Source organism: Mesorhizobium erdmanii (genome assembly GCF_013170725.1).
Lineage (GTDB): Bacteria > Pseudomonadota > Alphaproteobacteria > Rhizobiales > Rhizobiaceae > Mesorhizobium > Mesorhizobium erdmanii.
Genome location: NZ_CP033361.1, coordinates 5,212,590 through 5,227,052 on the forward strand (window position 1 = coordinate 5,212,590; position 14,463 = coordinate 5,227,052).

Annotated in this window: 9 protein-coding genes; 2 read left to right on the plus strand and 7 right to left on the minus strand. The window is 63.5% G+C overall.

Features of this window, described 5'->3' with window-relative positions:
* Positions 1-26: 26 nt before the first annotated feature.
* The 4 genes from EB233_RS25420 to EB233_RS25435 form a co-directional block, all read right to left on the minus strand.
* A complete protein-coding gene (locus EB233_RS25420; RefSeq protein WP_064989433.1) occupies positions 27-3,167 on the minus strand; it encodes an efflux RND transporter permease subunit in 3,141 nt (1,046 codons plus the stop codon).
* 243 nt (positions 3,168-3,410) lie between these two features.
* A complete protein-coding gene (locus EB233_RS25425) occupies positions 3,411-4,553 on the minus strand; it encodes an efflux RND transporter periplasmic adaptor subunit (RefSeq protein WP_064989432.1) in 1,143 nt (380 codons plus the stop codon).
* A gap of 48 nt (positions 4,554-4,601) precedes the next feature.
* Entirely contained in the window at positions 4,602-5,207 is a 606-nt protein-coding gene (locus EB233_RS25430) for a TetR/AcrR family transcriptional regulator (protein ID WP_064989431.1), read from the minus strand.
* A 435-nt stretch (positions 5,208-5,642) separates the two neighbouring features.
* Positions 5,643-7,283 carry an acyl-CoA synthetase gene (locus tag EB233_RS25435; protein ID WP_064989430.1) on the minus strand — a complete coding sequence of 547 codons (1,641 nt, stop codon included), beginning with the start codon at positions 7,281-7,283 and terminating at the stop codon, positions 5,643-5,645.
* Positions 7,284-7,483: 200 nt separating this feature from the next.
* Between EB233_RS25435 and EB233_RS25440 the strand changes: the two genes are divergently transcribed.
* Both EB233_RS25440 and EB233_RS25445 read left to right on the plus strand, forming a co-directional pair.
* Positions 7,484-8,449, plus strand: a complete 966-nt coding sequence (locus tag EB233_RS25440; RefSeq protein ID WP_064989429.1) for a sugar-binding transcriptional regulator — start codon at positions 7,484-7,486, stop codon at positions 8,447-8,449.
* A gap of 82 nt (positions 8,450-8,531) precedes the next feature.
* Complete coding sequence (locus tag EB233_RS25445; protein ID WP_064989428.1) at positions 8,532-10,586, plus strand: bifunctional aldolase/short-chain dehydrogenase; 2,055 nt, start codon at positions 8,532-8,534, stop codon at positions 10,584-10,586.
* 67 nt (positions 10,587-10,653) lie between these two features.
* Here the strand turns inward: EB233_RS25445 and EB233_RS25450 are convergent, their stop codons facing one another.
* The 3 genes from EB233_RS25450 to EB233_RS25460 form a co-directional block, all read right to left on the minus strand.
* Positions 10,654-11,706 carry a substrate-binding domain-containing protein gene (locus tag EB233_RS25450; RefSeq protein ID WP_064989505.1) on the minus strand — a complete coding sequence of 351 codons (1,053 nt, stop codon included), beginning with the start codon at positions 11,704-11,706 and terminating at the stop codon, positions 10,654-10,656.
* A 47-nt stretch (positions 11,707-11,753) separates the two neighbouring features.
* On the minus strand, positions 11,754-12,749 hold the full coding sequence (locus EB233_RS25455) for an ABC transporter permease (protein ID WP_064989427.1): 996 nt from the start codon (positions 12,747-12,749) through the stop codon (positions 11,754-11,756).
* Between the two features lie 81 nt (positions 12,750-12,830).
* Positions 12,831-14,342 carry a sugar ABC transporter ATP-binding protein gene (locus EB233_RS25460; protein ID WP_064989504.1) on the minus strand — a complete coding sequence of 504 codons (1,512 nt, stop codon included), beginning with the start codon at positions 14,340-14,342 and terminating at the stop codon, positions 12,831-12,833.
* Positions 14,343-14,463 lie beyond the last annotated feature (121 nt).

Here is a 14,463-nt window from a genome sequence, read left to right on the forward strand (position 1 = left end):
ACGGCGGATGATGCGATGAAACCGCTCTATTCCGCGGCGAGGGCCAGTTGCGGCCGCTCGGCGGGCAGCTCCGGCTCCGGCGCCTGCTCGCTGTTCACCACCTTCTTTGGCTCGCGGCCGAAGAACAGCGCGTAGCCGGCGGGCAGCACCAGGATGGTCAGCACCGTGGCGACCACGATACCGCCCATCATCGCATAGGCGAGCGGCCCCCAGAACACGGCGCGCGAGATCGGGATCAGCGCCAGCACCGCCGTCATCGCCGTCAGCACGATCGGCCGGAAACGGCGCACGGCCGAGCCGATGATAGCCTCCGAGCGTTCCATGCCCCTGGCGATATCCTGGTCGATCTGGTCGACCAGGATGATCGAGTTGCGCATGATGATGCCGAGCAGCGCGATGACGCCAAGAATGGCGACGAAGCCGAACGGAGCGCCGCTGATCAGGAGTGCCGCGGCCGCACCGATGATGCCGAGCGGACCGGTGGCCAGCACCAGCATCGCCTTGCCGAAATTCTGCAGCTGGATCATCAAGAGCACGACGATGATGGCAAGCATGATCGGCGCCTTGGCGGCAATGGAAGCCTGGCTTTCGGCCGAATCCTCGGCACCGCCCTGGATCTCGATCTTATAGCCTGGCGCCAGGCCGTCACGCAGGCCCTGCATATCCTTGTACATCTTGGTGACGACGTCGTTCGACTGCACGCCGTCAGGCAAGGTTGCCCGCACGCTGATGGTCGGCAGACGGTCGCGACGCCACTCGATGCCTTGTTCCAGTACAGGAACCACCTTGGCCACCTGCGACAGCGGCACGAAGCCGCCGAAATCGGTCGGGATATAGACCGAGTCGACCGAGGACAGCAGGCTGCGGCTGGCATCCGGCTCACGGGCGACGATGGACACCGTCTCCTCGCCGTCGCGGAAGTCGTCGAGCGGCGCGCCGGACATCGTCGCCTGCAACATCTGGCGGATGCGCTGCGAGGTGACGCCGAGCGCGCGGGCGCGATCCTGGTCGATGACCAGCTTCATTGCCGGCACCGGTTCGAGCCAATCGTCATGGACCGCGCCGAGCAGCGGATCCGCGCGGAACTTCGCCTTCACCTGGTCGGCGATGCGGCGCACTTCCTGGCGATCCGGACCCATGATGCGCATCTGCACCGGCCAGCCGGTCGGCGGACCGAGGAACAGGCGATCGACCTTGGCGCGGATCGAGGGAAAATCCTCGGCCAGAACCGTGCGCAGCTTGACGATCAACCTTTCACGCGCCGGCTCGTCATTGGCCATCACCAGCATCTGGGCGAAGTTCGGATTGGCGAGCTGCTGATCGAGCGGCAGGAAGAAACGGGGAGCGCCTTCGCCGATATAGGTGGCGATGAAGCGCTTGTCCTTGTCGTCCATCATCTTGGCTTCGAGCGCCTTGGCCTGCGTCTCGACCTCCTTGATCGAGGTGCCTTCCGGCAGCCAGAGGTCGACCAGGATTTCGGGCCGCGACGATTGCGGGAAGAAGTTCTGCGGAATGAACTGAAATGCCCACAGGCTGGTGGCGAAAGTCACCAGCGTCATCACCAGCACGATGATGCGATGGCGCACCGCCCAGCCGACGGTCGAACGAAGCCGCCGGTAGAAGCGCGTGTCGAACGCATCGTGATGGGTGCCGGCATGCTTGCGCTGCTTCAAGATCATGTTGCCGAGCCACGGCGTGAAATAGACCGCGACGAACCACGACACGATCAGCGCGATGCCGACGACATAGAACAGCGTGCGCACATATTCGCCGGCCGTGGAGGCGGCAAAGCCGACCGGGATGAAGCCGGCGGTGGTGATCAGCGTGCCGGTCAGCATCGGGAAAGCGGTCGAGGAATAAGCGAAGCTCGCCGCTTCGACCTTGACCAGCCCCTCCTCCAGCTTGCGCTCCATCATCTCGACGACGATCATGGCGTCGTCGACGAGCAGGCCAAGCGCGATGATCAGCGCGCCAAGCGAAATGCGCTGCAGGTCGATGCCGAGCTCGTACATGATGGCGAAGGTGGCGGCCAGAACGAGAGGAATGGCGATGGCGATGACCAGGCCGGAGCGCCAGCCGATCGACAGGAACGAGACGACGAGCACGATCAGCAACGCTTCGCCCAGCGCATGCATGAATTCGGCGACCGCATCAGTGACGACGCCCGGCTGGTCGGAAATCTGGTCGACCGACACGCCATAGGGCAGCGCCTCCTCGAAGCGCTTGTAGGTCGCCTCGACGTCCTTGCCGACATCGGTGACTTTGAACCCCTTGGCCATGACGACGCCAAGCTGCACGCTGTCATGACCGTTGAAGCGGTATTTGCGCTGGAAGGGATCTTCGAGCCCCGAGGTCACGGTGGCGATATCGCCGAGACGGGTGACCTGGCCGCCGGCGCGCAGGCGCAATTCCCTGATATCGGCGGCCTTGGTCACGTCGCCTTCGACGGAGATGCGCACCGAATTGGCGCCGGTGTCGACGGCACCGGCCGGATCGACATTGTTCTGGCCCTTGATCGCGTTCTGCAGGTCGATCAGCGTCAGGCCGCGCTCGGCCAGCGCCTTGGACGAGACATCGATATAGAGCTTCTCCGGCTGGTCGCCGATGATGACGGCCTTCTCGACGCCGGGCGTCGTCAACAGCATGTCGCGCGCCTGGATGGCGAATTTCTTCAGCTCCGGATAGGAGAAGCCGTCGCCGCTGATCGAATGCAGGGTGATGAAGGTGTCGCCGAACTCGTCGTTGAAATAGGGGCCGAGCAGGCCCTTCGGCAGGTCACCGGAGATATCGCCGACCTTCTTGCGCACCTGATAGAAGGCATCCGTCACCTCGGCGGCGTTGGTGTCGCCCTTGATCTGCACGGTGATGATGGCGCTGCCGGCGCGGGTGAAGGAGCGCACGAAGTCGAGATGCGGCGTCTCCTGCAGCTTGCGCTCGATCTTGTTGACGACCTGGTCCTCCATCTCCTGGATCGAGGAGCCCGGCCAAATCGCCTGCACGACCATCACCCGGAAAGTGAAGTCGGGGTCTTCCTTCTGGCCCATGCGCATCAGGCCGAGCGCACCGGCGATGATGATCAGCCCGAACAGGAAGCGGGCGATGGAGGGATGGCCTATGGCCCAGCGCGACAGGTTGAAGGGCCGCTTTTCTTCAGTGGAATTGGTCATCGGTACTCGTCCACTTTGCTTGTTTGCCGGCGCCTGCGGCTTCGAAGAAGCACGGCGCACGAAACGAAAACATCCATGCTCGATCTGGCTTCCGGGCGGCGAGGCTTTCCGAGCGGAGAGACACTCATCGCGGTGGGACGCTAGGATCGATGCGGGGGTACATCGGCCTCGACGTCTCGACCTTCGGGCGCACGCCGCCCGGAAACCTGCGGCCGCGGGAACGCGCGGCCGACCTGTCTGTCGTCAGCGCAGCTGGCTGGCGTCTTCGCCCTCGGCGGAAGCGGATTGCTGCGCCATGCCACCGGCGAGCTTGACCTTCAGATTCTCGGTCATGAACTGCGTGCCGGCGGCGACCACGATATCGCCGGGCTTCAATCCTTCGGCGACACGCACGCCATCGGCGGCGAACTCGGCGACCTTGACCGGGCGGGCATGAACGGTGTCGGCGCCACGATCGACGGTCCAGACGATCGCTTGGCTGTCTTGCTTGGCCAGTGCGCTCAGCGGGATCGATACGAGCTGCTTTTCGCTGGCCGCCGACGCTTCGATATTGGCGGTCATGCCGAGAAGCACACGCGGGTCGTTGGGCAGGCTGACACGGACGGCGAAGGTACGCGACTGCGTATCGGCGCTGCCGGCGACTTCGCGGACCTTGCCGTCGAGCATCAGCCCATTGTCGGACCAGAAGCCGGCCTTGACCGATTTGCCCGGCTTGAATTCGGCGATTTCCATTTCCGGGACCGCGATCAGCACTTCCTTTTCGCCGTCGACCGCGACGGTGACCACGGGCGTGCCGGAGCCGACCACCTGGCCGACATCGGCGTTGACAGCGGTGACAATGCCGTCCTTGTCTGCCCTGAGGTCGGTATAGCCGACCTGGTTCTTGGCCTGGTCGAGCGACGAGCGGGCGGAGTCGCGCGTGGCGACCGCCTGGTCATAGGTCAGCGTCGCCTGTTCAAGCTGCGATTTCGGCGCGAAGTTCTTGGCGAAAAGCTGTTCGGCACGCTTGCGTGCAAGCTCCACGGTCTCGACCTGCCGTTCGGCGGCATCGAGGGCTGCCTGGGCACTTTTGACCGAGAGGTTATAGTCGGTGGGATCGATGCGAGCGAGCACATCGCCCGGCGCCACATGCTGACCGATGTCGACCAGACGCTCGGTGATCTTGCCGTTGACGCGGAAAGCCAGGGCGCTTTCGGTGCGGGCCCGCACCGAACCGGAATAGGAGAGCATGCGGGTGTCATGTGCCTGGGCGATCTCGACGACCTTGACCGGGCGGATGATCTCCTTGACCTCGGCCTTCTCCTGGCTGCAGCCGGCAAGCGCGAGCGCCGCAACGACGAGGCCGACGGCCGGCAGCCGGCGAGTGATGGAATGGGACAAAGACATCGTGGTACTCCAGACTGGAGGCTGACTGTCGAAACCGGCGGCCGGCGGCTATTTCAAGGCTCTGATGGCGTAGTCGATAAGTTCGTCGGGCATTGCCCGGTTGGTCTTGGCAAGGCACTGCGCCACCATTTGCGGATGGCAAAGGATGACTGTAGCGGCGCCGAAGCAGCGCGAGGCGGCTTCGGGATCCTGCTGCCTGAACTCCCCGGTCTCGACGCCCTCGCGGATCACCTCGGCAAACAGGTCGTGAATGCTGTTGACGTGCTTGTCGATGACGCCCCAGTCGCGCTCCAGCGCGACGATGACCATCTCGTGGACCTTCTGCTCGTCGAGCATGACCTCCAGCGTCATCTTGTATTGCGCATGGATGTAGCGCCGCAGCCGCTCCTCGGCGCTGATCGGCAGGTGCATGATCTCGTAGGCCATCTTGTAGCTGGCGCCGAGCATGCGGCCGCAGACCGCCTGGTGGATTTCAACCTTGGAGGCAAAGAAACGGTAGATATTGGCTGGCGACATGCCGAGCTCGCGGGCAATGTCGGCGACATTGGTCTTGCCGTAGCCATAGTGCCGGAACAGGCGCTCGGCGCAGTCGAGAATGCGCGTCACATTCTCCTGCCTGGCGGCATCGACCATGATGTTGGCGGCTTCGGACATGGCTCTTTCGTTTGACAAGTGACGAATTTCAATTTTCGTCAGTCGTAAATTGAAGAGCGAGCCATGTCAACGCGAAATCGACGTACACGTATAAGATAGTGACAGATGGTGACAGTTGAAGGGCGCGCGATAAGCGGCACGGCGATTGGCCGTTTGCGCCTATCCCGTCGGCGTCCACGGGCGAAGCAAGGAGCGAAGCGACGCGCGCCGACCCGATGATCCATTCCGTGACGTCGGCCAAAGAATGAGGCGGATCAAAGCGTTACGCGGATCAGCACCGACAGCCTGCAAAGAGCCGTTGGAGCACGGGCGCGCGGTCGCGGAATGGACCCTAGGGTTTCCGCGACGTCGCTTTGCGACTGCTCCACCCTAGGGTGACGAAGTCAGGCAGGTCCGCGACAAATTGTCGGGGCCATAGCAAGAATGGCGGTGCAGCTACGCCCCCTTGGCCATTTCTCGCAGCCGGAACTTCTGGATCTTGCCGGTCGAGGTCTTCGGAATCTCAGCGAAAATCACGGCTTTCGGCACTTTGAAGCGGGCAAGCAGCGCCCGGCAGTGCTCGATGATCTCGGCCTCGCTTGCCGCCTTGCCCGGCTTCAACTCGACATAGGCAACCGGCACCTCGCCCCATTTGTCGTCCGCGCGGGCAACCACACCACATGACGCCACGGCCGGGTGCTTGTAGAGCGCATCCTCGACCTCGATCGAGGAAATATTCTCGCCGCCCGAGATGATGATGTCCTTGGAACGGTCCTTGAGCTGGATGTAGCCGTCGGGATGCATGACGCCGAGATCGCCGGAGTGGAACCAGCCGCCGGCAAAGGCTTCGTCGCTCGCCTTGCGGTTCTTGAGGTAGCCCTTCATGACGATGTTGCCGCGGAACATCACCTCGCCGATGGTCTCGCCGTCGGTCGGCGTTGCCTGCATGGTCTCCGGGTCCATGACGGTCAGGCCTTCGAGCGCTGCATAGCGCACGCCCTGGCGTGCCTTCCTGGCGCTACGCTCGCCTTTCGCGAGACTGTCCCATTCGCCATGCCATTCGTTGACGACGGCAGGACCATAGGTCTCGGTCAGGCCGTAGAGATGGGTGACGGCAAAGCCGGCGTCGGCCATGCCCGACAGCACGGCTTCCGGCGGCGGGGCGGCCGCGGTGTTGAAGGTCACCGCCTGCGGAAAATCGCGCTTGTCCTCATCCCTGGCGTTGATCAGCACCGACATCACGACCGGCGCGCCGCAGAGATGGGTAACGCCATGATCGGCGATGGCATCGTAGATCGGCTTCGGCCGCACCCAGCGCAGGCAGACATGGGTGCCGGCCTGAACGGCCAGCGTCCATGGAAAGCACCAGCCATTGCAGTGGAACATCGGCAGCGTCCACAGATAGACCGGATGCTTGGCCATGCCGGCATGGATGGTGTTGGTGTAGGCCATCAGCGCGGCACCGCGATGGTGATAGACGACGCCCTTCGGATTGCCCGTCGTGCCGGATGTGTAGTTGAGCGAGATGGCGTCCCATTCGTCGTCGGGCATCGACCAGGCGAACGCCTCGTTTCCGCCGGCGACAAAATCCTCATAGTCCATCGAGCCGATCCGCTCGCCTTTCGGATAGGGCGCGTCGGCGGCATAGTCGGGATCGTCATAGTCGATGACCAGCGGCTTGACCTTGGCCAATTCCAATGCCTGCCTGACAACGCCCGAGAATTCCCGGTCGACGATGAGCACTTTGGTCTCGGCATGGTCGAGTTGGAAGGCGATGACCGCTGCATCGAGGCGCGTGTTGAGCGAGTGCAGCACCGCCTTGGTCATCGGCACGCCGAAATGCGCCTCCAGCATTGGCGGGGTGTTGGACAGCATCACGGTCACCGTATCGCCCTTGCCGACGCCGCGCTTTTGCAGTGCCGAGCCGAGCTTCAGCGAGCGGCGCCAGAAATCACGGTAGGGGATGCGCTGGCCGCCATGGATGATGGCGATGTGCTCGGGATAGGTCTTGGCGGCGCGCTCCAGATAGGTGAGCGGTGTCAGCGGCTGATGGTTGGCCGCATTCCTGTCGAGATCCTGTTCGTAAGGATTGCCCATCCCGTTCTCCCCAAATCCTTTTCGACTTTCTAACCTTAGGCCTCTCGTCAGGCCATCCCCCCGAATGGTCGAACATGCCATGGTGTTCAGGCTTTGTAGAACGACGGTCCCGAATAAGCCTCGCTGAGAGCCGATCACGCCCAAACGTGTCAATTTGACTTTTGTCGAGAGCCGTGACTAATGTCAGCCGAGGAGACGGCATGGCGATCCGACCGGCAGAACAGCTCATTCACAAAGCCGCATGGCTCTATTATGCGCATGGCCTGCGGCAGGACCAGGTTGCAAGTCAGCTTAACATTTCGCGTGCTTCGGTGGCCATGTATCTGCGCAAGGCGCGCGAGACCGGCATCGTCAACATCTCGACCTCGACCCAGCTGTTCACCGACGACGTATTGGCGCGCCGGCTCGAGGACGCGCTGGGCCTCGACGCGGTCTGGATCGCGCCTGAGAATGCCTATGTCGTCGATCCCGCGACCGACATAGCGGTGCTGGCGGCTAGCGTGTTTCTCGAATTGGTGAAGAAAGGCGATCGCATCGGCGTCGCCTGGGGCCGCACCGTCTACACCATCGCCGACATCATGTCCTATGCCGACCTGCAGGACGTCACGGTGGTTCAGCTATGCGGCAATCTCGGCGCGCCCTATTCCTACCGGCCCGACCAATGCACCATGGAAATCGCCCGGCGGCTCAACGCCAAGGGCCTGAATTTCTACGCGCCGCTGGTGCTGACCACGGAGGAACTGGCGCAGGGCCTTCGCGACGAGCCGGTGATCCGCGAACAATTGTCGGGGATTGGCGACTGCGATCTGATGCTTTTCTCAGTCGGTACCGTCGATGCCGACAGCCATGTCGTCAAATGCGGCGCGCTGACATCAGGCGAGATGGAGATGCTGCGCAAGGCGGGCGCGGCCGGTGTGATCGCCGGGCAGATCATCGACGCCGCCGGCGCGGCGCTCGACTGCAGCTACAATCGGCGGGTCATTTCGGCGGACCTGCAATCGCTGCGAGCCATCGAAAAACGTCTGATGGTGGTGCAGGAGGACAGCAAATTCGAACCGTTGCTGGCGGCGCTCGCCGGAGGGCTGTGCACGCATCTGGTGGTCGGCGCGCAGATGGCGCAGCGCCTTCTCGACCATGCCGGCGCAGCCGGCAAGAAAGCACCGTAGATATTACCCCTGCCGCTTCTGTCATCAGCACGTCGCGGCTTCCTGTTCATGACCAACAAAAGACGGAATCGGACGAAGCGAAATGAAGAACCTTTGGAATGACGGCGACGCGGAAAAGATGGTTGCCGACTATGCGGGGAAAGGCGTCGGCGGCGACCTGGCACTGCGCGTCTACACGACGCGGCTGCTTGGCGGCGAGCCGCGGCTCGTGCTGCATGGCGGCGGCAACACCTCCTGCAAGACCAAGGCAACCGACCTCCTTGGAGACGAATGGGATGTGTTGTGCGTCAAGGGCAGCGGCTGGGACATGGCCGTCATCGAGCCGCAGGGGCTGCCGGCGGTGAAGATGGGCGCGCTGCTCAAGGCGCGCAGGCTCAACAAGCTCGCCGACGAGGACATGGTCGCCCTGCAGCGGGCAAACCTCATCGACCCATCCTCGCCCAATCCTTCGGTCGAGACGTTGCTGCATGCCTTCCTGCCGCACAAATTCGTCGACCACACCCATTCGACCGCCATCCTCGCAATCGTCGACCAGGAAGACTCGAAGCCCCTGGTGAAGACGGTGTTCGGCGACAAGATGGGCTATGTCCCTTACATCATGCCCGGCTTCGACCTCGCCAAGGCGGCTGCCGATGTCTTCGATGCCGACCCGACGGTCGAGGGCCTGATCCTCGACAAGCACGGCATCTTCACGTTCGGCGACGATGCCAGGCAAGCCTATGACCGGATGATCCACTATGTGAACGTCGCCGAGGACTATGTCGCCAGGCACGCCAAGCCACAGCCTGCAAAGGCTGCGCTGCCGGCGAAGCTGGCGACGCCGGCGTCCATCTCTCCGATGCTGCGCGGCGCCGTCGCGGTGGCGCGCGGCGAAGGCCGCTTCGATCGCATGATCTCTGACTTCCGCACCTCGGACACGATCGTCGATTTCATCAACTCGGCCGAGATCGCCGATTATGCCGGACGCGGCGTGTCGACGCCCGACCTGTCGATCCGCATCAAGACCGGGCCGATGGCGGTGCCGGCGCCCGACGCCGACAAGGTCGGCGACTACAAGGCCGTGATCAAGAGCCACGTCGACGCTTTCGTCGCAGATTACCGCGCCTATTTCGAAACCAACGATGCGCTTGACGACGTCAAGCGCACCATGCTCGACCCGATGCCACGGCTGACGCTGGTGCCGGGGCTCGGCATGTTCGGCCACGGCCGCACGCTGAAGGATGCGAGGATCGCATCGGATGTCGGCGAGATGTGGATCGAGGCGGTGCGCGGCGCCGAAGCCGTCGGCCGTTTCCACCCGCTGTCCAAGGCCGATTTGTTCCCGCTCGAATACTGGTCGTTGGAACAGGCCAAGCTCGCGTCGAACAAACCGAAGCCGCTGACCGGCCAGGTGGTGCTGGTCACCGGCGGCGCCGGCGCAATCGGTGCGGCGACAGCAAAACTGTTCGCGGACAATGGCGCCCATGCGGTCGTCGTCGATCTCGACGCGGAGAAGGCCGCTGATGCCGCCAGGAAGGCCGGCAACAATTCGATCGGCGTTGGCGCCGACATCACCGATCCGCACCAAGTGCGTGCCGCCTTCGACAGAGCGGTAGCCGTCTTCGGCGGCGTCGACATACTGGTGTCCAATGCGGGCGCTGCCTGGGAAGGCCGCATCGGCGAACTCGACGATGCGCTGCTGCGCAAGAGTTTCGAGCTCAATTTCTTCGCCCACCAGTCGGTGGCGCAGAACGCCGTGCGCATCATGCTCGAACAGGGCACCGGCGGCGTGTTGTTGTTCAACACCTCCAAACAGGCGGTCAATCCGGGTCCGAAATTCGGCGCCTATGGCGTGCCGAAGGCGGCGACTTTGTTCCTGTCCAGGCAATACGCGCTCGACTACGGCGCCCACGGCATCCGTTCAAACGCCGTCAACGCCGACCGCATCCGTTCCGGCATTTTGACCGACGCCATGATCGCCAGCCGCTCCGGCGCGCGCGGCGTGTCGGAGAAGGAATACATGTCGGGCAATCTGCTCGGCCAGGAAGTGACGGCACAGGACGTCGCGCAGGCTTTCCTGCATCACGCGCTGGCCGAACGCACCACCGCCGACGTGACGACGGTCGACGGCGGCAACATCGCGGCAGCGCTGCGGTAGGCATTTCTAACCAACAACAAAAAGGGCGGCTCGCGGGCCGCCCTTGTCGTTTGTGCGATGACCATACCTACTTCGCGTTCGGGTTCGGCATCCAGGCAGGCATGGCGACATCGGCATGGGCGAACTGCGGCAGCTTGGCCGACAGGTCCTCCATGTTCTTGATGTCCTTGTCGATCAGTTCCTTCTGGGTGATCAGCGTCGGCGGCACAATGACGTTGTGGCCGGGATCTTCACCGGCGAGCAGTTGCGCCAGCGCGCGCACCGAAACCTGGCCTACAACGGCCGGATTGGTGGCCGCGGTCGCTGCCCAGGCGCTGTCGGGTTCGCGCATCGCTGCGATATCCGAGGTCGAGATGTCAGCCGAATAGATCTTGATCTTCTTGTTCAGGCCCGCTTCGTCGACGGCAATCTTCACGCCCTTGGCGAACTCGTCGTAAGGCGCGAACATCACGTTGATGTCGGAGTGGGCCGTCAGCACCGAGCGCGCCTGGTTGGCGACGGAGTTCGCGATCGGGTTGTCGAGCGTGCCAAACATCGCGACTTCCTTGATGCCGGCATATTTCTTCTTCACATCGACCCAGGTCTCGTTGCGGCGGTCGAGCGGCGCGATGCCGGCGACATAGACATAGCCGGCATTCCAGCGCTCGCCATTGTCCTTGACCGCCTGCTCCAGCGCGAGCCGCGCCAGATCCTTATCCGACTGTTCGATCTGCGGAATCTTGGGATTTTCGACATTGACGTCGAAAGCCACCACCTTGATGCCGGCGTCGACCGCGCGCTGGGCGGCGTCCTTCATCGATTCCGTCAGGCCGTGCTGGATGATGATGCCCTGCACGCCAAGCGCGATGGCCTGGTCGACCATGTCGGATTGGAGGGCAGCGTCCTGGCGGCTGTCGAGCACGCGCAGGTCGATGCCTAGTGCCTTCGACTGCGCCTCGACGCCCGAGAGATAAGCCTGGAAGAAGTCGCCGGTCGAGAGGTAGCGCACCAGCGCGATCTTGACGCCGGGCTTGTCGAACGGCGCCGGCTTGTCGGCGGCAAGCGCCGGGACCTGCATCAACATGGTTGCGCCGACCAGTCCGAGCGCCACCTTTCCTAGAAGTCTTCTTGTGATCTTCACTTTGTTTTCCTCCACTCTTGTTGAACCCAAAATCCTGTCCGGCCGAACTACCCCCTGCCCCTGCCCGACAAGGCAAAGGTGAAGACAAGGGCGACGACCAGAACCACGCCCTTGACGAAATCCTGCGTGTAGTAAGGCGCGTTCATCATCGTCAGGCCTTGCAGCAAGATGCCGACGAACAGCGCGCCGACAGCGGTGCCGAAGGCGTTCGGCTTGGCGGCGCCGAGCACCGCGTAGCCGATCAGCGCCGCGGCAACCGCATCGAGCAGCAGATTATTACCCGAGGCGATGTCGCCGCGTCCAAGCCGGGCGGCGAGCAATATGCCGCCGATAGAGGCAAAAACACCCGAAATGACGTAGGCCCAGATCTTGTATGCCTTGACAGGTGCACCGGCGAGTTCGGCGGCCCGTTCATTGGAGCCGACCGCATACATCATGCGGCCGAAGCGGGTGTATTCGAGGAAGAACCAGATCAGCACGGCGAGCACGATGAGCACCACGACCGACACCGGAATCAGGTTCGGGATGAAGAAATCGAAGCGGTGGCGGCCGAGCGCCAGGAAGGCATCGCCGAACTTGCCGTTGGCGACCGAGCCGTCGGGCATGGTCATGCCGGTGGCGATCGAGCGGCCCTCGGTCGGGATGCGCTGCAGGCCGACGAGCAGGAACATCATGCCGAGCGTCGCCAGCAGATCGGGCACGCGCATATAGACGATCAGCCAGCCATTGATCAGGCCGACAATGGCGCCGATGAGCAGGCAGACGATGACCGCCACGACTGCGTTCTGCTCCAGCACCACCATGACATAGGCCGCTGCCATCATGGCCGAGGTGGCGACCGAGCCGATCGACAGATCAAAGCCGCCGACGACCAGCGTGGCGGTGACACCGAGCGCCAGAACGCCGGTGATGGCGACCGACTGGAAGATGAAGACGGCACTTTGCGGCGAGACGAAACCGTCGGCGGCGATCGCGAAATAAGCGACGAGCCCGAACAAAAGGACAATGAACCCATAGCGGATCGCGTAGTCGCGCAGCGTCATTCAGCGCTCCCGCGCGACGCCACCATTCTTACCCAACTCGGACCCATGGTCTCTCCATTCCAATTCTATCGATCGCCACGCTCAGGCGGCGCTGTGCAACGGTCCGCCGGCAACCTCGGCCAGCAGCCGGTCGAGATCGACATCGGCGTTGCGGTGTTCGCCGACGATCGTGTGCTCCGACATGACCAGGATGCGGTCGGCCGTTTCCAGCGCCTCATCGAGTTCGGTGACGAACAGAAGCGTCGCGCGGCCATGCGCGCTTGCCCTGAGCTTGGCGGCGATGTCGCGCCTTGCTGAAATATCGACGCCCTGAAACGGCTCGTCGAGGATGAACAGCGTGGCATCCTGCGCCATCCAACGGGCGACCATGACCTTCTGCTGATTGCCGCCGGAAAGCGCCGACATCTCGTCTTTCTCGGAGCGGCAGACGATGCCGAGTTCCTCGATCTGCCGGCGCGCGGTGGCGCGTTCGAGACGGCGCTTGAGCACGCCCAGATTCGACATCCGCTTCAGGAACGGCAGGCTGACATTGCGCTCGATGTTGAAGCCGCCGACGATGCCGCTGCTGGCGCGGTCCTTGGCGACGAGGAACACGCCGGCAGCGATCGCATCGCCCGCCGATCGCGGCGCATAGGGCTTGCCGTGCATCGTCATGGTGCCGGCGAGCGGCCTGCGGACGCCGAACAGCGTTTCGGCAAGTGCCGTCTTGCCGACGCCGACGAGCCCGGTGACGGCGACGACCTCGCCATCGCCAAGCGTCAGCGAGATCGGCTTGGCGCCCTGCGCGATGCGCAGGCCTTCAACTGTCAGGACCGGCTTGGCCGAACTCCTGACCACGATCTGGTCGAGATGGATCTTGCGGCCGAGCATGGCGTTGACCGCGCCTTCATAGTCGAGCGGCTTGGTGTTGAAGGCGCCCGAAATGATGCCGTCGCGCATCGAAACGATGCGGTCGGCGAGCCGCCTGATGTCGGACATGCGGTGCGAGATATAGAGGATCGCCACGCCCTGCTCGCGCAGCCTGTCGACCAGGGCAAACAGCCGGTCGGCCTCGGCGCTGGAGAGCGAGGAGGTCGGCTCGTCGAGGATCAGCACTTTCGGCTGATGCGCCAGGGCGCGCGCGATCGCCACCATCTGGCGATCGGCCAGCGAAAGGTCGTTGACGCGGGGCTTGAGATCGATGGCCAGCCCCATGCGGTCGGCAACCGCCTTGGCCTCGCGGCGCACGCGGGCCGGATTGAACAGGGTCGGCACGCCCTTGCCGCTCAACCTGTCGAGCGTCAGATTGGTGGCGACATCGAGATCGGCGACCACGCCGTCATTGATGTTCTGGTGCACGGTGACGACGCCGGCGCGGATCGCTTCCGCCGGCGTGCTCGGCGCGAAATTCTGCTCGGCAAGCGTCATGGTGCCGCCGCCACGCTCGTAGACGCCGCTGACGATCTTGACGAGGGTGGATTTGCCGGCGCCGTTGGCACCCATCAGCACGGTGACTTCGCCGGAATGCAGCTCGAGCGAGATGCCGCCAAGCACCTCGTTGCGGCCAAAGGATTTCCTCAGTCCCTCTACGCGGAACACGGCATTGCCGACCATGCGTTCCTCCCTGACCGTGACGCTATGGACTATGTCGGCAATTGTCAACACGATTGACAATTGCCAGACGGCTTCCTAGTTTGGCCTCGCCGCCAAGGCTCCCTTATGATCGGAGCGCACA